Source organism: Pseudomonas baetica (assembly GCF_002813455.1).
Lineage (GTDB): Bacteria > Pseudomonadota > Gammaproteobacteria > Pseudomonadales > Pseudomonadaceae > Aquipseudomonas > Aquipseudomonas baetica.
In genome coordinates this window covers 4,170,691-4,189,598 of sequence record NZ_PHHE01000001.1, presented here as the reverse complement: position 1 = coordinate 4,189,598, position 18,908 = coordinate 4,170,691, and the positions used below count along the sequence as shown (strand labels likewise).

Here is an 18,908-nt window from a genome sequence, read left to right as displayed (position 1 = left end):
TTCTCGTTTAGACTTCGTTAAGCTCTACGTCGAGCAGCTTTGCGATTGCTTCTCCATACGCCGGATCGGCCTTGTAGAAATGCTGCAACTGACGGTCGACAACGTCAGGCGAAACACCGCTCATGGCGCCTGCGATGTTGCTGACCAGAAGCGCTTTTTGCTCATCGTTCATCAAACGGAACAGCGCACCGGCGTGGCTGTAGTAATCGGTGTCTTCGCGGTGATCGTAGCGATCGGCCGATCCACTCAGGGCCAGCGCTGGCTCGGCATAGCGCGGAGCTTGCTTTGGCGATTCGACGTAGCTGTTCGGCTCGTAGTTAGGCGCTGCCCCACCGTTGCTGCCAAAAGCCATCGAACCATCGCGCTGATAGGTATTCACCGGACTACGCGGGGCATTCACCGGCAGTTGCTGGTGATTGGTGCCGACACGGTAGCGGTGGGCATCGGCATAAGCGAATACGCGACCTTGCAGCATACGATCTGGCGACAGACCAACACCTGGCACCATATTGCTTGGGCCGAACGCCGCTTGTTCAACTTCAGCGAAGTAGTTCTGCGGGTTGCGGTTCAGCTCCAACTCACCCACTTCGATCAACGGAAACTCCTTCTGCGACCAGGTCTTGGTCACGTCAAACGGGTTCTCGTAATGCGCCGCTGCCTGAGCTTCGGTCATGATCTGGATGCACACACGCCATTTCGGGAAGTCACCACGCTCGATTGCCTCGAACAGATCACGCTGAGCGTAGTCCGGGTCGGTGCCTGCCAGACGCGCAGCATCCGCCGGCGCCAGGTTCTTGATCCCTTGCTTGGTTTTGTAATGCCACTTCACCCAGTGACGCTCACCTTTGGCACTGATCAGGCTGTAAGTGTGGCTGCCGAAGCCATGCATGTGACGGTAGCCATCAGGAATGCCGCGATCGGAGAACAGAATCGTGACCTGGTGCAGCGCCTCAGGCGAATGCGACCAGAAATCCCACATCATCTGCGCGCTTTTCAGGTTGCTTTGCGGCAGGCGTTTTTGCGTGTGAATGAAGTCCGGAAACTTCAACGGATCGCGGATGAAGAACACGGGCGTATTGTTGCCGACGATGTCCCAGTTGCCTTCCTCGGTATAGAACTTCAGCGCAAAGCCACGTGGATCGCGTTCGGTGTCTGCCGAACCGCGCTCACCGCCAACCGTAGAGAAACGCAGAAAGGTCGGTGTTTGCTTGCCAACAGATTCGAACAGCTTGGCGCTGGTGTATTCGCTGATATCGCGAGTCACAGTGAACGTACCGTAAGCACCCGAACCTTTTGCGTGTACGCGGCGCTCTGGAATGTTTTCGCGGTTGAAATGGGCGAGCTTCTCGATCAGATGAAAATCGTCGAGCAGCAACGGGCCACGGGGGCCCGCGGAGCGAGAATTCTGGTTATCGGCGACAGGTGCGCCACTGGCGGTCGTAAGCGTTTTGATCTGGCTCATACGGTCTTATTCCTCTGTCAGACTTGAAACTGCCGGCTAATCGGCTTGGTGGGAAGTATTGATCATCAATGTATCAGCCACAAATTCATTAACTTGCAGGCGTCGATAGATAATTACTAATTATGTTTACCGGCACATAGTGACAACAGAACAATGTCAGATGCTTGTACGAACCAATCATTTTTTTGCAGACACAAAAACCGGGCACTAGGCCCGGTTCTTCGTTTCAGACTGACGTCTTACTCGGCGGATACAGCTTCGCCAGCAGTAGCACGATCAACCAACTCGACGTACGCCATAGGCGCGTTGTCGCCAGCACGGAAACCGCACTTGAGGATGCGCAGGTAGCCACCCTCACGGGTAGCGTAACGCTTGCCCAGGTCGTTGAAGAGCTTACCAACGATAGCTTTCGAACGAGTACGGTCGAATGCCAGACGGCGGTTAGCCAGGCTGTCTGTCTTGGCCAGAGTGATCAGCGGCTCGGCAACGCGGCGCAGTTCTTTGGCTTTTGGCAGAGTAGTTTTGATCAGCTCGTGCTCGAACAGCGACACCGCCATGTTTTGGAACATGGCCTTGCGGTGCGAGCTGGTGCGGCTCAGGTGACGACCACTTTTACGATGACGCATGGTTCATTCCTTACCAAACACTACGTTCGGTGATTACGACGATCAGGCAGTCGCCTTGTCGTCCTTCTTAAGACTTGCAGGCGGCCAGTTGTCGAGGCGCATGCCGAGGGACAGACCGCGGGAGGCCAGAACGTCCTTGATTTCAGTCAAGGATTTCTTGCCAAGGTTCGGAGTCTTCAACAGCTCTACTTCGGTACGCTGAATCAGGTCACCGATGTAGTAGATGTTTTCCGCCTTAAGGCAGTTAGCCGAACGTACAGTCAGTTCCAGATCGTCAACCGGGCGAAGCAGGATCGGATCGATCTCGTCTTCCTGCTCGACAACCACTGGCTCACTGTCACCTTTGAGATCGACGAACGCAGCCAACTGCTGTTGCAGAATGGTTGCAGCGCGGCGGATAGCCTCTTCAGGATCCAGAGTACCGTTGGTTTCCAGATCAATAACCAGCTTGTCCAGGTTGGTACGCTGCTCGACACGGGCGTTTTCCACCACGTATGCGATACGGCGAACCGGGCTGAACGAAGAGTCAAGCTGCAAGCGACCGATGCTGCGGCTTTCGTCTTCATCGCTCTGACGCGAGTCGGCTGGTTCATAACCACGACCACGAGCTACGGTGAGCTTCATGTTCAGGGCGCCGTTAGACGCCAGGTTAGCGATTACGTGATCGGGATTAACGATCTCGACATCATGATCCAGCTGAATATCGGCAGCGGTAACCACCCCCGAACCCTTCTTCGACAAGGTCAGCGTAACTTCGTCACGACCGTGCAGCTTGATGGCCAGACCTTTAAGGTTCAACAGGATTTCAATTACGTCTTCCTGTACACCTTCGATGGCGCTGTACTCGTGGAGCACACCGTCAATCTCGGCCTCGACTACTGCGCAGCCGGGCATTGAGGACAACAGGATGCGTCGCAGCGCGTTGCCCAGGGTGTGGCCAAAACCACGCTCGAGAGGCTCGAGAGTGATCTTGGCGCGGGTTGGACTGACAACCTGCACATCAATGTGGCGGGGTGTCAGGAACTCATTTACCGAAATCTGCATGGATGCACCTATTTTCTAGCCCTTACTTGGAGTAGAGCTCGACAATCAGGCTTTCGTTGATGTCGGCGGACAGATCACTGCGAGCAGGAACGTTCTTGAAAACGCCCGACTTCTTCTCAGTGTCTACTTCTACCCATTCTACGCGGCCACGTTGGGCACACAGATCGAGAGCTTGGACAATGCGAAGTTGGTTTTTTGCTTTCTCGCGAACTGCAACCACGTCACCAGCACGAACCTGATACGACGGAACGTTTACGGTCTGACCGTTAACGCTGATCGACTTGTGCGATACCAGCTGACGGGATTCGGCACGAGTCGAACCAAAGCCCATACGGTATACAACGTTGTCCAGACGGCATTCGAGCAGTTGCAGCAGGTTTTCACCGGTTGCACCTTTCTTGCCAGCAGCTTCTTTGTAGTAGCCGCTGAACTGACGCTCGAGAACGCCATAGATACGACGGACCTTCTGCTTTTCACGCAGTTGGGTGCCGTAATCGGACTGGCGACCGCGGCGTTGGCCGTGGATACCAGGTGCTGCTTCAATGTTGCACTTCGATTCGATCGCGCGCACGCCGCTCTTCAGGAAGAGATCGGTGCCTTCGCGACGAGCGAGTTTGCATTTTGGACCAATGTAACGAGCCATTCTTTACAATCTCCTGGATTACACGCGGCGCTTCTTCGGCGGACGGCACCCGTTGTGCGGGATTGGCGTCACGTCGGTGATGCTGGCGATCTTGTAGCCACAGCCGTTCAAAGCGCGGACTGCGGATTCACGACCTGGACCTGGACCTTTGACGTTTACGTCGAGGTTTTTCAGGCCATATTCCAGCGCAGCTTGACCAGCACGTTCAGCAGCTACTTGAGCAGCAAACGGGGTGGACTTGCGGGAACCGCGGAAACCCGAACCACCAGAGGTAGCCCAGGAAAGAGCGTTACCTTGACGGTCGGTAATGGTCACGATGGTGTTGTTAAAAGATGCATGGATGTGGGCGATGCCATCAACCACTGTCTTTTTAACTTTTTTACGAGGACGAGCAGCAGGTTTTGCCATGATTAAATTCCTGTCGATTCGCTGGGGCGATTACTTGCGGATCGGCTTACGCGGACCTTTACGGGTACGCGCGTTGGTCTTGGTACGCTGACCGCGCACTGGAAGACCGCGACGATGACGCAGACCGCGATAGCAACCGAGGTCCATCAAGCGCTTGATTTTCATGTTGATTTCGCGACGCAGGTCACCTTCAGTGGTGAACTTCGCCACTTCGCCACGCAGCTGTTCAATTTGCTCGTCGCTCAGATCTTTGATCTTTGCTGCTGGGTTTACCCCAGTCACTGCACAGATCTTCTGCGCAGTAGTGCGACCAACACCATAGATGTAGGTCAGCGAGATAACAGTATGCTTGTTATCTGGAATGTTAACGCCTGCAATACGGGCCATTCAGTGGGACTCCAATTGACAGCTACCTACGCCCCGGAAGCCAAGAAATAGGGCGCGAGATAATATCGCTGTAATAACAAATAATCAACCCGGTAGCGCACTAGCTACCGGGCTTGAAGCACAATCACACTCAGCCTTGGCGCTGTTTGTGACGCGGTTCCGCGCTGCAAATTACTCGAACAACACCTTCGCGGCGAATAATCTTGCAGTTACGGCACAGCTTTTTCACCGATGCACGAACTTTCATCACCAACTCCTCGAACCTTATGGGTACTCAGCGCAACATGCCGCTGCCGTAACCCTTCAGGTTGGCTTTCTTCATCAGGGATTCGTACTGGTGCGAAACGAGGTGCGATTGTACTTGGGACATGAAGTCCATCACAACCACGACGACGATCAGCAACGAGGTCCCGCCAAGGTAGAACGGAACGTTTGCTGCAACCACCAGGAATTGGGGCAACAGACACACGGCCGTCATGTAAAGAGCACCGAACATGGTCAAGCGGGTCAGAACGCCATCAATGTAGCGCGCAGACTGCTCACCTGGACGGATGCCCGGAATAAAGGCACCGGACTTCTTCAGGTTTTCCGCTACGTCTTTCGGATTGAACATCAACGCCGTATAGAAGAAGCAGAAGAAAATAATCCCTGCACTAAACAGCAGAATATTCAACGGCTGACCAGGAGCGATCGACTGCGAGATGTCCTGCAACCAGCCCATACCTTCAGACTGACCAAACCAGGCACCCAGCGAAGCCGGGAACAGCAAAATGCTGCTCGCGAAAATAGCCGGAATAACACCGGCCATGTTCACCTTCAGCGGCAAGTGGCTTGTCTGCGCAGCGAAGACCTTGCGACCCTGCTGACGCTTGGCGTAGTGAACAGCAATACGACGCTGACCACGCTCAATGAACACCACGAAACCGATAATCGCTACTGCCAGCAAACCGATGGCAACCAGGGCGAAGATATTGATATCACCCTGACGCGCAGACTCGAAAGACTGCCCGATTGCTCTCGGAAGACCGGCGACGATACCCGAAAAAATCAACATCGAGATACCGTTACCTACACCACGCTCAGTAATCTGCTCACCCAGCCACATCATGAACATCGCACCAGCCACAAAAGTGGATACCGCGACGAAATGGAAGCCAAAGTCACCAGTGAACGCAACGCCCTGCCCCGCCAGACCAATGGACATGCCAATAGCCTGAACGAGAGCGAGGACGACGGTGCCGTAGCGGGTGTACTGGCTGATCTTGCGACGGCCAGCTTCACCTTCCTTCTTCAACTGCTCCAGCTGCGGACTGACGGCGGTCATCAATTGCATGATGATCGATGCCGAAATGTACGGCATGATCCCCAGTGCAAAGATGCTCATCCGTTCCAGCGCGCCGCCGGAGAACATGTTGAACAAGCTAAGAATGGTCCCCTCATTCTGTCGAAACAGGTCTGCGAGTCGGTCCGGGTTGATACCTGGAACCGGGATGTGTGCGCCTATTCGGTAGACGATAATCGCCAGGAACAGAAAACGCAGACGAGCCCAGAGTTCAGACATACCGCCTTTGCCGAGCGCAGAGAGAGCACCTTGCTTAGCCATTTATTCCTCGAACTTGCCGCCAGCTGCTTCGATAGCCGCACGCGCACCTTTGGTGGCGCCGATTCCCTTGCCGATAGTGACAGCGCGAGTCACTTCACCGGACAGCATGATTTTCACACGCTGTACGTTGACGTTGATCACGTTGGCATCTTTCAGGGACTGCACGGTGACGATGTCGCCTTCCACTTTAGCCAGCTCGGACAGACGCACTTCTGCGCGGTCCATGGCTTTCAGGGAAACGAAACCGAACTTCGGCAGGCGACGATGCAGCGGCTGTTGACCGCCTTCAAAGCCTGGAGCGATGGTACCACCGGAGCGGGAGGTCTGACCTTTGTGGCCACGGCCACCAGTCTTACCCAAACCGCTACCGATACCACGGCCCGGACGATGCTTTTCGCGACGGGAACCCGGCGCTGGACTCAGATCATTGAGTTTCATCGATTAACCCTCGACACGCAGCATGTAGTAAGCCTTGTTGATCATCCCGCGATTCTCGGGAGTATCCTGGACTTCTACAGTGTGACCGATGCGACGCAGACCCAGACCCTTAACGCACAATTTGTGGTTAGGGATGCGGCCGGTCATGCTTTTGATCAGCGTTACTTTAACGGTAGCCATGATCAGAAGATCTCCTTGACAGTCAGGCCACGCTTCGCAGCGATGGACTCAGGAGATTGCATGGCTTTCAGACCCTTGAAAGTGGCGTGAACCACGTTTACCGGGTTAGTCGAGCCGTAGCACTTGGCCAGAACGTTCTGAACGCCAGCAACTTCGAGGACAGCACGCATAGCGCCGCCAGCGATGATACCGGTACCTTCAGAAGCAGGCTGCATGTACACCTTCGAAGCGCCATGGGCGGACTTCATTGCGTACTGCAGAGTTGTGCCGTTCAGGTCAACTTGGATCATGTTGCGGCGAGCAGCTTCCATTGCCTTCTGGATCGCAGCAGGCACTTCACGCGACTTGCCACGGCCGAAGCCAACACGCCCTTTACCATCACCAACCACGGTCAACGCGGTGAAAGTGAAGATACGGCCGCCTTTAACGGTTTTGGCTACGCGGTTAACTTGAACCAGCTTCTCAATGTAGCCTTCGTCGCGCTTTTGGTCGTTATTTGACATAACTTAGAACTCCAGCCCAGCTTCACGAGCAGCATCAGCCAGCGCTTTAACGCGGCCATGGTACTTGAAGCCAGAGCGGTCGAAAGCCACTTGCGAGACGCCAGCGGCCTTAGCACGCGTAGCGACCAGCTGGCCAACCTTTGTGGCCGCGTCGATGTTGCCAGTGGCGCCATCACGCAGTTCTTTATCCAAAGTCGAGGCGCTTGCCAGGACTTTGTTGCCGTCGGCCGAGATGACCTGGGCGTAGATGTGCTGCGACGAGCGGAACACGCAGAGACGCACGACTTCGAGTTCGTGCATTTTCAGGCGTGCTTTGCGAGCGCGACGCAGTCGAGTAACTTTTTTGTCGGTCATTTGCTATGCCCTACTTCTTCTTGGCTTCTTTACGACGGACGACTTCGTCCGCGTAGCGCACACCTTTGCCTTTGTACGGCTCTGGTGGACGGAAGTCGCGGATCTCAGCGGCCACTTGACCTACCAGCTGCTTATCGATGCCCTTGATCAGGATATCGGTCTGGCTAGGAGTCTCAGCGGTGATGCCTTCCGGCAGTTCGTAATCCACTGGGTGCGAGAAGCCAAGGGCAAGGTTCAAAACCGTGCCTTTTGCTTGCGCTTTGTAACCAACACCGACCAGCTGGAGCTTGCGCTCGAAGCCTTGGCTTACGCCTTGGACCATGTTGTTTACCAACGCACGCGTGGTACCGGCCATTGCGCGAGTCTGTTGATCGCCATTGCGAGCAGCGAAACGCAGCTCACCAGCTTCTTCAACGATCTCAACGGACGAATGGATATTCAGTTCAAGAGTACCCTTGGCACCCTTCACCGAAAGCTGTTGGCCTGCGAATTTTACTTCGACACCGGCTGGCAGCTTAACGGGGTTCTTAGCGACGCGAGACATGCTTATCCCCCCTTAGAACACAGTGCAAAGAACTTCGCCGCCGACACCGGCAGCGCGCGCAGCACGATCCGTCATCACACCTTTGTTGGTGGAGACGATAGACACGCCAAGACCGCCACGAACTTTCGGCAGATCTTCAACGGACTTGTACTGACGCAGGCCTGGACGACTAACGCGCTTCACTTCTTCGATAACCGGACGGCCTTCGAAGTACTTCAGCGAGATGGACAACGACGGCTTAGCGTCGGTGGTGATCTGAAAATCCGCAATGTAACCTTCGTCCTTCAGGACTTTTGCTACAGCCACCTTCAGCGTGGAAGACGGCATGCTTACGACAGACTTTTCAGCCATCTGGGCATTACGGATTCGAGTTAGCATGTCCGCTAACGGGTCCTGCATACTCATGGGCTAGACGCTCCTAATACAGAAAAATTAGCCTTGCGGCTACTACTTGTCGCCGAGAACTTCCGGGCATGAAAAACACGGGCTCAGGCGAGCCGGTCATTCTAGACACACCCCAGAAATGAATCAAGCCCCAAAAGGGGCTTGATTCACATTCTAGGCCACCGATGGTCAGGTTCTTGCAAACCCGCCCATCAAGGCTTTGGCAGCGATTACCAGCTGGCTTTAACCAGACCTGGAACGTCACCACGCATTGCAGCTTCACGCAGCTTGTTACGGCCAAGGCCGAACTTGCGGTAAACGCCGTGCGGACGACCAGTCAGGCGGCAACGGTTACGCATGCGCGAAGCGCTTGCGTCACGTGGTTGCTTCTGCAGAGCTACGGTAGCTTCCCAACGCGCTTCTGGACTTGCGTTCAGATCGACGATGATAGCTTTCAGCGCTGCACGCTTGGCGGCGTACTTGGCAACGGTGAGCTGACGCTTCAACTCACGGTTTTTCATGCTCTTCTTGGCCATTTTCCTACTCCAATCAGTTGCGGAACGGGAATTTGAAAGCACGCAGCAGAGCGCGGCCTTCATCATCGTTCTTGGCAGTGGTGGTCAGGGTAATGTCCAGACCGCGGAGAGCATCGATCTTGTCGTAGTCGATTTCCGGGAAAATGATCTGCTCTTTCACGCCCATGCTGTAGTTACCACGACCATCGAAGGACTTGGCATTCAGGCCGCGGAAGTCGCGAACCCGAGGCAGGGAGATCGACAGCAGACGATCCAGGAACTCATACATACGCTCACGGCGCAGGGTCACTTTGACGCCGATCGGCCATCCTTCGCGGACTTTGAAGCCAGCGATGGATTTACGAGCGTAGGTCACAACGACTTTCTGGCCGGTGATCTTTTCCAGGTCAGCAACAGCGTGCTCGATGACTTTTTTGTCGCCGATCGCTTCGCCCAGACCCATGTTCAGGGTGATCTTGGTAACGCGCGGAACTTCCATCACGTTCGAAAGCTTAAGTTCTTCCTTAAGTTTCGGAGCGATTTCCTTCCGGTAAATCTCTTTTAGTCGTGCCATGGTCTTCTACCTAGCAGTGTTCAAGCATCAACCGCTTTTTGGGTCGACTTGAAGACACGAATTTTTTTACCGCCTTCTACTTTGAAACCAACGCGGTCAGCCTTGTTGGTTTCGCCGTTGAAGATGGCGACGTTAGAAGCGTGCAGTGGCGCTTCTTTCTCGACGATACCGCCCTGTACGCCCGACATCGGGTTAGGCTTGGTATGACGCTTGACCAGGTTCAGACCACCAACAACCAGACGGTTGTCAGCAAGAACCTTCAGCACCTTACCGCGCTTACCTTTGTCTTTGCCGGCGATCACGATGATCTCGTCGTCACGACGAATCTTTTGCATGTCGGATCTCCTTACAGCACTTCTGGGGCGAGCGAGACGATCTTCATGAACTTCTCAGTACGAAGTTCACGGGTCACTGGCCCAAAGATACGGGTGCCGATCGGCTCTTGCTTGTTGTTCAGAAGAACAGCAGCGTTGCCATCAAAGCGGATAATAGAGCCATCAGCACGACGTACGCCGTGACGAGTGCGGACTACAACAGCAGTCATCACTTGGCCTTTTTTCACTTTACCGCGAGGAATTGCTTCCTTGACGGTAACTTTGATGATGTCACCGATACCAGCGTAACGACGATGGGAGCCACCCAGCACCTTGATGCACATAACGCGGCGAGCGCCGCTGTTATCGGCCACATCGAGCATGGATTGAGTCTGAATCATATAATTTCTCCGACCCCTAGCCCTTAGACTTCCACAGCGCGTTCGAGAACATCAACCAGCGCCCAAGACTTGGTCTTGGCCATCGGACGAGTTTCACGAATAGTGACTTTGTCGCCGATGTGGCACTGATTGGTTTCGTCGTGCGCGTGCAGCTTAGTCGAACGCTTAACGTATTTACCGTAGATCGGGTGCTTTACGCGACGCTCGATCAGAACGGTGATGGTTTTGTCCATCTTGTCGCTGACAACACGGCCAGTCAGCGTACGGACAGTTTTTTCGGCTTCAGCCATGATTACTTACCTGCCTGCTGGTTGAGCACAGTCTTCACGCGAGCGATGTCACGCTTAACTTGCGAGAGCAGATGAGACTGCCCCAACTGGCCAGTTGCTTTCTGCATGCGCAGATTGAACTGGTCGCGCAGCAAGCCGAGCAGTTGCTCGTTCAGCTGCTGTGCGGATTTTTCACGAAGTTCATTCGCTTTCATCACATCACCGTCCGTTTAACAAAGGAGGTGGCGAGCGGCAGCTTTGCAGCAGCCAGGGCGAAAGCCTCACGCGCCAGCTCTTCAGAAACACCCTCGATTTCATACAGGACCTTGCCTGGCTGAATCTGGGCAACCCAGTACTCCACGTTACCCTTACCTTTACCCATACGAACCTCGAGAGGTTTTTTGGAGATCGGCTTGTCCGGGAATACACGGATCCAGATCTTGCCGCCACGTTTTACGTGACGGGTCAGAGCACGACGCGCTGACTCGATCTGACGAGCGGTGAGACGACCACGAGCAACAGACTTCAGCGCGAACTCGCCGAAGCTGACTTTGCTACCGCGCAGTGCCAGACCACGGTTGTGGCCGGTCATCTGCTTGCGGAACTTCGTACGCTTTGGTTGCAACATTTGGCGTACCCCTTACTTAGCAGCTTTTTTACGAGGCGCTGGTGCTTGTGGCTTCAGCTCTTCTTGGCGACCACCAATTACTTCGCCTTTGAAGATCCAAACCTTTACACCGATCACACCGTAGGTGGTGTGAGCTTCGTAGTTGGCATAGTCGATGTCGGCACGCAGGGTGTGCAATGGCACACGACCTTCGCGATACCATTCAGTACGTGCGATTTCAGCACCGCCGAGACGACCGCTCACTTGGATTTTGATGCCTTTGGCACCAATGCGCATGGCGTTCTGTACTGCGCGCTTCATAGCGCGACGGAACATTACACGGCGCTCCAGCTGCTGAGCTACGCTCTGCGCAACCAGCATACCGTCGAGTTCCGGCTTGCGGATCTCTTCGATATTGATGTGCACAGGCACACCCATTTGCTTGGTCAGGTCCTGACGCAGCTTCTCAACATCTTCACCTTTCTTCCCGATAACGATACCTGGACGAGCGGTGTGGATGGTGATGCGTGCAGTTTGGGCCGGACGATGGATATCGATACGGCTTACGGACGCGCTTTTTAGTTTGTCTTGGAGATACTCACGCACTTTCAGATCTGCGAACAAGTAGTCCGCATAAGTCCGACCGTCTGCGTACCAGACGGAGGTGTGCTCCTTGACGATTCCCAGGCGAATGCCAATGGGATGTACTTTCTGACCCATCTCTTCGACTCCGTTACTTGTCAGCAACCTTGACAGTGATATGGCAAGACCGCTTGACGATGCGATCAGCACGGCCTTTGGCACGTGGCATGATGCGCTTCAGCGAACGCCCTTCGTTGACGAATACGGTGCTGACCTTCAGGTCATCAACGTCTGCGCCTTCGTTATGCTCGGCGTTGGCTACGGCCGACTCCAGCACTTTCTTCATGATCTCGGCGGCTTTCTTACTGCTGAAAGCCAACAGGTTGAGCGCTTCGCCCACCTTCTTCCCGCGGATCTGGTCGGCGACCAAGCGGGCTTTCTGGGCGGAGATTCGAGCGCCCGACAACTTAGCGGCTACTTCCATTTCCTTACCCCTTAACGCTTGGCTTTCTTGTCAGCCACGTGCCCGCGATAGTTGCGGGTACCGGCGAACTCGCCCAGTTTGTGGCCGACCATGTCTTCGTTAACGAGAACTGGGACGTGCTGACGACCGTTGTGTACTGCGATGGTCAGACCGACCATTTGTGGCAGGATCATGGAACGACGCGACCAGGTTTTAATTGGTTTGCGATCGTTCTTTTCCGCCGCCACTTCGATCTTCTTCAGTAGGTGAAGATCAATAAAAGGACCTTTTTTCAGAGAACGTGGCACTGTCGTATCCCTCTATTTACTTGCGACGACGGACGATCATTTTGTCGGTACGCTTATTACCACGAGTCTTCGCGCCCTTAGTCGGGAAGCCCCATGGCGATACCGGATGACGACCACCAGAGGTACGACCTTCACCACCACCATGTGGGTGGTCAACCGGGTTCATGGCAACACCACGAACGGTTGGGCGAACGCCACGCCAGCGTTTGGCACCAGCTTTACCCAGCGAACGCAGGCTGTGCTCGGAGTTCGAGACTTCACCCAGGGTCGCACGGCATTCAGCCAGGACTTTACGCATTTCACCGGAACGCAGACGCAGGGTCACGTAGACACCTTCACGAGCGATCAGCTGAGCCGAAGCACCAGCGGAACGAGCGATCTGTGCACCTTTACCTGGCTTCAGTTCGATGCCGTGTACGGTAGAACCGACTGGAATGTTGCGCAGTTGCAGAGCGTTGCCTGGCTTGATTGGAGCCAGAGCGCCTGCGATCAGCTGGTCGCCAGCACTCACGCCTTTAGGGGCGATGATGTAGCGGCGCTCGCCGTCTGCGTAGCAGAGCAGTGCGATGTGAGCAGTACGGTTTGGATCGTATTCGATACGCTCGACAGTGGCGACGATGCCATCTTTGTCGTTGCGACGGAAATCGACCATACGATAATGCTGCTTATGACCACCACCGATGTGACGAGTGGTAATACGGCCATTGTTGTTACGACCACCAGTCTTCGATTTTTTCTCGAGCAGCGGTGCGTGAGGAGCGCCTTTATGCAGCTCCTGGTTGACCACCTTGACCACAAAACGGCGGCCAGGGGAAGTCGGTTTGCATTTAACGATTGCCATGATGCACCCCTTCCTTACTCAGCACTGCTGCTGAAATCGAGATCTTGGCCTGGCTGAAGGGAGATAACTGCCTTCTTCCAGTCATTACGCTTGCCCAGACCGCGAGCAGTGCGCTTGCTCTTACCCAGAACGTTCAGGGTAGTGACGCGCTCTACTTTCACGCTGAACAGGCTTTCGACGGCCTTCTTGATTTCCAGCTTGGTTGCATCAGTAGCAACCTTGAAAACGAACTGGCCTTTCTTGTCTGCCAGAACCGTAGCCTTCTCGGAAACGTGCGGGCCAAGCAGAACTTTAAATACGCGTTCCTGGTTCATCCCAGCAGCTCCTCGAATTTCTTCACGGCCGACACGGTGATCAACACCTTGTCGTATGCGATCAGACTAACTGGATCGGAACCTTGAACGTCAAGTACATCTACGTGCGGCAGGTTACGAGCAGCCAGGTACAGGTTCTGATCAACAGCGTCCGACACGATGAGAACATCGGTCAGGCTCATGTTGTTCAGCTTGCCCAGCAGATCTTTGGTTTTCGGAGTTTCAACAGCGAAATCCTGAACCACGACCAGACGATCAGTACGCACCAGCTCAGCAAGGATGGAACGCATTGCTGCGCGATACATCTTCTTGTTCAGCTTCTGGGAGTGATCCTGTGGACGAGCTGCGAAAGTGGTACCGCCGCCACGCCAGATTGGGCTACGGATAGTACCGGCACGAGCACGGCCAGTACCTTTCTGACGCCATGGGCGCTTACCGCCACCACGAACGTCGGAACGGGTCTTTTGCTGCTTGCTACCTTGACGGCCGCCGGCCATGTAGGCCACGACTGCTTGGTGAACCAGCGTCTCGTTGAACTCGCCGCCAAATGTCAGTTCGGAAACTTCGATCGCTTGAGCGTCATTTACATTTAATTGCATGTCAGCTTCCCCTTAACCGCGAGCCTTGGCTGCTGGACGTACAACCAGGTTGCCGCCAGTAGCGCCAGGAACAGCGCCCTTGACCAACAACAGATTGCGTTCAGCGTCCACGCGCACTACTTCCAGGGACTGCACGGTCACGCGCTCAGCGCCCATATGACCGGACATTTTTTTGCCCTTGAATACACGACCAGGAGTCTGGCACTGGCCGATAGAGCCTGGGACGCGGTGGGATACGGAGTTACCGTGGGTATTATCTTGCCCGCGGAAATTCCAACGCTTGATCGTACCCTGGAAGCCTTTACCTTTGGACTGACCGGTTACATCAACCAGCTGACCAGCGGCGAAGATTTCAGCGTTGATCAGATCGCCAGCCTGGTACTCGCCTTCTTCAAGACGGAATTCCATGGTGGTGCGACCAGCGGCAACGTTCGCTTTAGCGAAGTGGCCAGCTTGAGCTGCTGTTACACGCGAAGCACGACGCTCGCCGACAGTGACTTGCACTGCACGATAGCCATCGGTCTCTTCAGTTTTGAACTGGGTGACGCGATTCGGCTCGATCTCAATGACCGTGACCGGAATGGAGACACCTTCTTCGGTGAAAATACGGGTCATACCGCATTTACGACCGACTACACCAATAGTCATGTTGTAAACCTCATGAGTGTACGGGGCTTTCACCCGCTATGGCCGCCCATTTCAGAGCGTTACACGACTAAGACCGAGTCTTAGCCGAGGCTGATCTGCACTTCCACACCGGCCGCAAGATCAAGCTTCATAAGTGCATCAACGGTTTTATCCGTTGGCTGGACGATGTCCAGAACGCGCTTATGAGTGCGGATTTCGTACTGGTCACGCGCATCTTTGTTGACGTGCGGGGAAACCAGAACGGTGAACCGCTCTTTACGGGTAGGCAGTGGAATTGGACCACGCACTTGAGCACCAGTACGTTTCGCGGTTTCCACGATTTCCTGGGTTGATTGGTCGATCAGGCGATGGTCAAAAGCCTTCAACCTGATACGGATTTGCTGATTTTGCATTGGATTTCAGACTCCGGCTGCTATTCCCACCGGGCGCAATACGCCCGTTAAAAGGAGGCGCAATTCTATAGACGCCCCAGACAGGTGTCAACCCAATAAAAAAGCCCCCGCTGAGCGGGGGCTTTTTCAATTCATCAAGCAGACTCTATAAAAGAGATTACTCGATGATTTTGGCTACGACGCCAGCGCCGACGGTACGACCGCCTTCACGGATAGCGAAACGCAGACCATCTTCCATCGCGATGGTTTTGATCAGGGTAACAGTCATCTGAATGTTGTCACCTGGCATTACCATTTCAACGCCTTCTGGCAGCTCGCAGTTACCAGTCACGTCAGTAGTACGGAAGTAGAACTGTGGACGGTAGCCTTTGAAGAACGGAGTGTGACGACCGCCCTCTTCCTTGCTCAGAACGTAAACTTCTGCAGTGAACTTGGTGTGCGGCTTAACCGAACCCGGCTTAACCAGAACCTGACCACGCTCAACGTCGTCACGCTTGGTACCACGCAGCAGAACGCCGCAGTTCTCGCCAGCACGACCTTCGTCGAGCAGCTTGCGGAACATTTCAACGCCAGTGCAGGTGGTAACAGTAGTGTCACGCAGACCAACGATTTCCAGCGGATCCTGAACGCGAACGATACCGCGCTCGATACGACCAGTCACAACAGTACCGCGACCCGAGATCGAGAACACGTCTTCGATTGGCATCAGGAATGGCTTGTCGATCATACGAACTGGCTCTGGAATGTAGTTATCCAGAGTTTCAACCAGTTTACGAACGGCAGTGGTGCCCATTTCGTTGTCGTCTTTGCCTTCCAGAGCCATACGAGCCGAACCGATGATGATCGGAGTGTCGTCGCCTGGGAAGTCATAGGTGGACAGCAGGTCGCGAACTTCCATCTCAACCAGTTCCAGCAGCTCAGCGTCGTCTACCAGGTCAGCCTTGTTCAGGAAAACCACGATGTACGGAACGCCTACCTGACGGGACAGCAGGATGTGCTCACGGGTTTGTGGCATCGGACCATCAGCGGCCGAGCAAACCAGGATCGCGCCGTCCATCTGGGCAGCACCGGTGATCATATTCTTCACGTAGTCAGCGTGACCTGGGCAGTCAACGTGAGCGTAGTGACGAATAGTCGAGTTGTACTCAACGTGAGCGGTGTTGATGGTGATACCGCGAGCTTTTTCTTCTGGCGCACTGTCGATCTTGTCGAAGTCAACGATTGCCGAACCGAAAACTTCGGAGCAAACGCGAGTCAGAGCAGCAGTCAGAGTGGTTTTACCGTGGTCAACGTGACCGATGGTGCCAACGTTGACGTGCGGTAGGGAACGATCAAATTTTTCTTTAGCCACGACAATTAACTCCTAGCCTAAAGGGGCTGAATCAGCCTTGTTTTTTGGTAACAGACTCGACGATGTGCGACGGGGCTGTATCGTATTTTTTGAATTCCATAGAGTAGCTTGCGCGCCCCTGAGACATGGAACGAACGTCGGTCGCGTAACCGAACATCTCACCCAGTGGAACTTCGGCACGAATTACTTTACCGGACACTGTGTCTTCCATACCCTGGATCATGCCGCGACGACGGTTAAGGTCGCCCATCACATCACCCATATAGTCTTCAGGCGTAACAACCTCTACCGCCATGATCGGCTCGAGCAACTCACCACCACCCTTCTGGGCCAGTTGCTTGGTCGCCATGGAAGCAGCCACTTTAAACGCCATCTCGTTGGAGTCGACGTCGTGGTAAGAACCATCGAACACGGTAGCCTTCAGGCCGATCAGCGGATAGCCGGCAACAACGCCGTTCTTCATCTGCTCTTCGATACCCTTCTGGATAGCCGGGATGTATTCCTTAGGAACCACACCACCTACTACTTCGTTCACGAATTGCAGACCTTCCTGACCTTCGTCAGCAGGAGCAAAACGGATCCAGCAGTGGCCGAACTGACCACGACCGCCGGACTGACGAACGAACTTGCCTTCGATTTCACAGTTCTTCGTGATGCGCTCACGATACGAAACCTGAGGCTTGCCGATGTTGGCTTCGACGTTGAACTCACGGCGCATCCGGTCAACCAGGATGTCCAGGTGCAGCTCGCCCATGCCGGAGATGATCGTTTGACCAGTCTCTTCATCAGTTTTAACGCGGAAAGACGGGTCTTCCTGAGCAAGTTTGCCCAGAGCGATACCCATTTTTTCCTGGTCATCCTTGGTCTTAGGCTCTACGGCAACCGAAATAACCGGCTCCGGGAAGTCCATGCGCACCAGAATGATTGGCTTGTCAGCGTTGCAGAGGGTTTCACCAGTGGTGACGTCTTTCATGCCGATCAGGGCCGCGATGTCACCAGCTCGTACTTCCTTGATCTCTTCACGGGCGTTTGCGTGCATTTGCACCATACGACCCACGCGCTCTTTTTTACCTTTAACCGAGTTGATCACGCCGTCGCCGGAATTCAACACGCCCGAGTAAACACGGACGAAGGTCAAGGTACCCACGAATGGGTCGGTAGCGATCTTGAACGCCAGAGCCGAGAACGGCTCCGCATCGTCTGCATGACGCTCCAGCTCGACTTCCTCGTTATCAGGGTCAGTACCCTTGATCGCAGGAATGTCGGTCGGTGCAGGCAGGAAGTCGATAACGGCGTCGAGAACCAGGGGAACACCCTTGTTCTTGAACGAAGAACCGCAAACAGCCAGAACGATTTCGCCGGCGATAGTACGCTGACGCAAAGCAGCTTTGATCTCTTCGATCGACAGCTCTTCGCCTTCCAGGTACTTGTTCATCAGCTCTTCGTTGGCTTCAGCAGCAGCTTCAACCATGTTGTTGCGCCACTCTTCAGCCAGCTCTTGGAGCTCAGCAGGAATGTCCTTGCGAACAGGGACCATACCTTTGTCAGAGTCGTTCCAGTAGATAGCTTGCATGTTGATCAGATCAATCTGACCCTGGAAGTTATCTTCGGAACCGATGGCCAACTGAATCGGCACCGGAGTATGACCCAGACGCTGCTTGATCTGACCGATCACGCGCAGGAAGTTGGCACCAGCACGGTCCATCTTGTTTACGTAAACAAGACGTGGAACACCGTATTTGTTGGCTTGACGCCATACGGTTTCCGACTGAGGCTCAACACCCGAAGTACCGCAGAACACAACGACAGCGCCGTCGAGTACGCGCAGGGAACGCTCAACTTCAATAGTGAAGTCAACGTGGCCCGGGGTATCGATTACGTTGAAACGGTGCTCGTGCGAGTACTGCTTCTCGGAACCTTTCCAGAAGGCGGTGATGGCAGCAGAAGTAATGGTAATACCACGCTCCTGCTCCTGCACCATCCAGTCTGTGGTCGCGGCGCCATCATGCACCTCGCCCATTTTGTGACTTTTGCCGGTGTAAAAAAGGACGCGCTCGGTGGTGGTGGTTTTACCAGCATCCACGTGAGCGACGATACCGATGTTACGGTAGCGACTAATCGGAGTAGTACGAGCCATAAAGCCCTCGCAAAATT

31 protein-coding genes are annotated in these 18,908 nt (G+C 54.5%); all 31 read right to left on the bottom strand.

All coding sequences use genetic code 11. The features are described 5' to 3' along the window. Positions 1-7: 7 nt before the first annotated feature. Complete coding sequence (locus ATI02_RS19315; RefSeq protein ID WP_100847072.1) at positions 8-1,462, bottom strand: catalase; 1,455 nt, start codon at positions 1,460-1,462, stop codon at positions 8-10. Positions 1,463-1,701: 239 nt separating this feature from the next. Further along, a complete protein-coding gene (gene rplQ, locus ATI02_RS19310; protein ID WP_003176402.1) occupies positions 1,702-2,088 on the bottom strand; it encodes a 50S ribosomal protein L17 in 387 nt (128 codons plus the stop codon). A 42-nt stretch (positions 2,089-2,130) separates the two neighbouring features. Beyond that, a complete protein-coding gene (locus ATI02_RS19305; RefSeq protein WP_003186012.1) occupies positions 2,131-3,132 on the bottom strand; it encodes a DNA-directed RNA polymerase subunit alpha in 1,002 nt (333 codons plus the stop codon). A gap of 22 nt (positions 3,133-3,154) precedes the next feature. Next, positions 3,155-3,775, bottom strand: a complete 621-nt coding sequence (gene rpsD / locus ATI02_RS19300; RefSeq protein ID WP_003176404.1) for a 30S ribosomal protein S4 — start codon at positions 3,773-3,775, stop codon at positions 3,155-3,157. Between the two features lie 18 nt (positions 3,776-3,793). Then, positions 3,794-4,183: a 30S ribosomal protein S11 gene (gene rpsK, locus ATI02_RS19295; protein ID WP_002555466.1), complete on the bottom strand. Its 390-nt coding sequence runs from the start codon at positions 4,181-4,183 to the stop codon at positions 3,794-3,796. Between the two features lie 30 nt (positions 4,184-4,213). After that, positions 4,214-4,570, bottom strand: coding sequence for a 30S ribosomal protein S13 (gene rpsM / locus ATI02_RS19290; RefSeq protein WP_003186020.1), 357 nt, complete (start codon positions 4,568-4,570; stop codon positions 4,214-4,216). A gap of 130 nt (positions 4,571-4,700) precedes the next feature. Further along, a complete protein-coding gene (gene rpmJ / locus ATI02_RS19285) occupies positions 4,701-4,817 on the bottom strand; it encodes a 50S ribosomal protein L36 (RefSeq protein ID WP_002555468.1) in 117 nt (38 codons plus the stop codon). Between the two features lie 27 nt (positions 4,818-4,844). Next, positions 4,845-6,173 carry a preprotein translocase subunit SecY gene (gene secY / locus ATI02_RS19280; protein WP_003228718.1) on the bottom strand — a complete coding sequence of 443 codons (1,329 nt, stop codon included), beginning with the start codon at positions 6,171-6,173 and terminating at the stop codon, positions 4,845-4,847. Next, positions 6,174-6,611, bottom strand: a complete 438-nt coding sequence (gene rplO / locus ATI02_RS19275) for a 50S ribosomal protein L15 (protein ID WP_003228720.1) — start codon at positions 6,609-6,611, stop codon at positions 6,174-6,176. 3 nt (positions 6,612-6,614) lie between these two features. Then, positions 6,615-6,791, bottom strand: coding sequence for a 50S ribosomal protein L30 (gene rpmD, locus ATI02_RS19270; protein WP_003176408.1), 177 nt, complete (start codon positions 6,789-6,791; stop codon positions 6,615-6,617). 2 nt (positions 6,792-6,793) lie between these two features. After that, a complete protein-coding gene (gene rpsE / locus ATI02_RS19265; protein WP_003176409.1) occupies positions 6,794-7,294 on the bottom strand; it encodes a 30S ribosomal protein S5 in 501 nt (166 codons plus the stop codon). Between the two features lie 3 nt (positions 7,295-7,297). Continuing rightward, positions 7,298-7,648, bottom strand: a complete 351-nt coding sequence (gene rplR, locus ATI02_RS19260; RefSeq protein WP_003186037.1) for a 50S ribosomal protein L18 — start codon at positions 7,646-7,648, stop codon at positions 7,298-7,300. 10 nt (positions 7,649-7,658) lie between these two features. Then, positions 7,659-8,192, bottom strand: coding sequence for a 50S ribosomal protein L6 (gene rplF, locus ATI02_RS19255; RefSeq protein ID WP_003176412.1), 534 nt, complete (start codon positions 8,190-8,192; stop codon positions 7,659-7,661). Positions 8,193-8,204: 12 nt separating this feature from the next. Beyond that, positions 8,205-8,597, bottom strand: coding sequence for a 30S ribosomal protein S8 (gene rpsH / locus ATI02_RS19250; RefSeq protein WP_007966178.1), 393 nt, complete (start codon positions 8,595-8,597; stop codon positions 8,205-8,207). A gap of 209 nt (positions 8,598-8,806) precedes the next feature. After that, a complete protein-coding gene (gene rpsN / locus ATI02_RS19245; RefSeq protein ID WP_022641375.1) occupies positions 8,807-9,112 on the bottom strand; it encodes a 30S ribosomal protein S14 in 306 nt (101 codons plus the stop codon). A gap of 13 nt (positions 9,113-9,125) precedes the next feature. Beyond that, on the bottom strand, positions 9,126-9,665 hold the full coding sequence (gene rplE, locus ATI02_RS19240; protein ID WP_003210069.1) for a 50S ribosomal protein L5: 540 nt from the start codon (positions 9,663-9,665) through the stop codon (positions 9,126-9,128). A gap of 20 nt (positions 9,666-9,685) precedes the next feature. Further along, on the bottom strand, positions 9,686-10,000 hold the full coding sequence (rplX, locus tag ATI02_RS19235; protein WP_095188534.1) for a 50S ribosomal protein L24: 315 nt from the start codon (positions 9,998-10,000) through the stop codon (positions 9,686-9,688). Between the two features lie 11 nt (positions 10,001-10,011). Next, complete coding sequence (rplN, locus tag ATI02_RS19230) at positions 10,012-10,380, bottom strand: 50S ribosomal protein L14 (RefSeq protein ID WP_002555479.1); 369 nt, start codon at positions 10,378-10,380, stop codon at positions 10,012-10,014. A gap of 23 nt (positions 10,381-10,403) precedes the next feature. Continuing rightward, complete coding sequence (gene rpsQ / locus ATI02_RS19225) at positions 10,404-10,670, bottom strand: 30S ribosomal protein S17 (protein ID WP_003194644.1); 267 nt, start codon at positions 10,668-10,670, stop codon at positions 10,404-10,406. 2 nt (positions 10,671-10,672) lie between these two features. Continuing rightward, a complete protein-coding gene (gene rpmC, locus ATI02_RS19220; protein WP_002555481.1) occupies positions 10,673-10,864 on the bottom strand; it encodes a 50S ribosomal protein L29 in 192 nt (63 codons plus the stop codon). After that, positions 10,864-11,277: a 50S ribosomal protein L16 gene (gene rplP / locus ATI02_RS19215; RefSeq protein ID WP_003228729.1), complete on the bottom strand. Its 414-nt coding sequence runs from the start codon at positions 11,275-11,277 to the stop codon at positions 10,864-10,866. Before rplP ends, rpmC begins: the two co-directional genes overlap by 1 nt. Positions 11,278-11,289: 12 nt before the next feature. Next, positions 11,290-11,976, bottom strand: a complete 687-nt coding sequence (rpsC, locus tag ATI02_RS19210) for a 30S ribosomal protein S3 (RefSeq protein WP_003176422.1) — start codon at positions 11,974-11,976, stop codon at positions 11,290-11,292. 13 nt (positions 11,977-11,989) lie between these two features. After that, a complete protein-coding gene (gene rplV / locus ATI02_RS19205) occupies positions 11,990-12,322 on the bottom strand; it encodes a 50S ribosomal protein L22 (RefSeq protein ID WP_003103908.1) in 333 nt (110 codons plus the stop codon). 11 nt (positions 12,323-12,333) lie between these two features. Continuing rightward, on the bottom strand, positions 12,334-12,609 hold the full coding sequence (gene rpsS, locus ATI02_RS19200; RefSeq protein ID WP_011336172.1) for a 30S ribosomal protein S19: 276 nt from the start codon (positions 12,607-12,609) through the stop codon (positions 12,334-12,336). A gap of 16 nt (positions 12,610-12,625) precedes the next feature. Further along, complete coding sequence (rplB, locus tag ATI02_RS19195) at positions 12,626-13,450, bottom strand: 50S ribosomal protein L2 (RefSeq protein ID WP_003228734.1); 825 nt, start codon at positions 13,448-13,450, stop codon at positions 12,626-12,628. Between the two features lie 14 nt (positions 13,451-13,464). Continuing rightward, a complete protein-coding gene (gene rplW / locus ATI02_RS19190) occupies positions 13,465-13,764 on the bottom strand; it encodes a 50S ribosomal protein L23 (protein WP_002555488.1) in 300 nt (99 codons plus the stop codon). Further along, positions 13,761-14,363 (bottom strand): 50S ribosomal protein L4, encoded by a 603-nt coding sequence (gene rplD / locus ATI02_RS19185; RefSeq protein ID WP_100847071.1) that lies wholly within the window; start codon positions 14,361-14,363, stop codon positions 13,761-13,763. The genes rplW and rplD overlap by 4 nt, the downstream gene beginning before the upstream one ends. Before the next feature lie 12 nt (positions 14,364-14,375). Further along, positions 14,376-15,011, bottom strand: coding sequence for a 50S ribosomal protein L3 (gene rplC, locus ATI02_RS19180; protein ID WP_003228738.1), 636 nt, complete (start codon positions 15,009-15,011; stop codon positions 14,376-14,378). An 80-nt stretch (positions 15,012-15,091) separates the two neighbouring features. Further along, positions 15,092-15,403 carry a 30S ribosomal protein S10 gene (rpsJ, locus tag ATI02_RS19175; RefSeq protein ID WP_003186070.1) on the bottom strand — a complete coding sequence of 104 codons (312 nt, stop codon included), beginning with the start codon at positions 15,401-15,403 and terminating at the stop codon, positions 15,092-15,094. A 157-nt stretch (positions 15,404-15,560) separates the two neighbouring features. Next, positions 15,561-16,754: an elongation factor Tu gene (gene tuf, locus ATI02_RS19170; protein ID WP_100847070.1), complete on the bottom strand. Its 1,194-nt coding sequence runs from the start codon at positions 16,752-16,754 to the stop codon at positions 15,561-15,563. Between the two features lie 31 nt (positions 16,755-16,785). Then, positions 16,786-18,891, bottom strand: coding sequence for an elongation factor G (fusA, locus tag ATI02_RS19165; protein WP_095188535.1), 2,106 nt, complete (start codon positions 18,889-18,891; stop codon positions 16,786-16,788). Between the last annotated feature and the right edge of the window lie 17 nt (positions 18,892-18,908).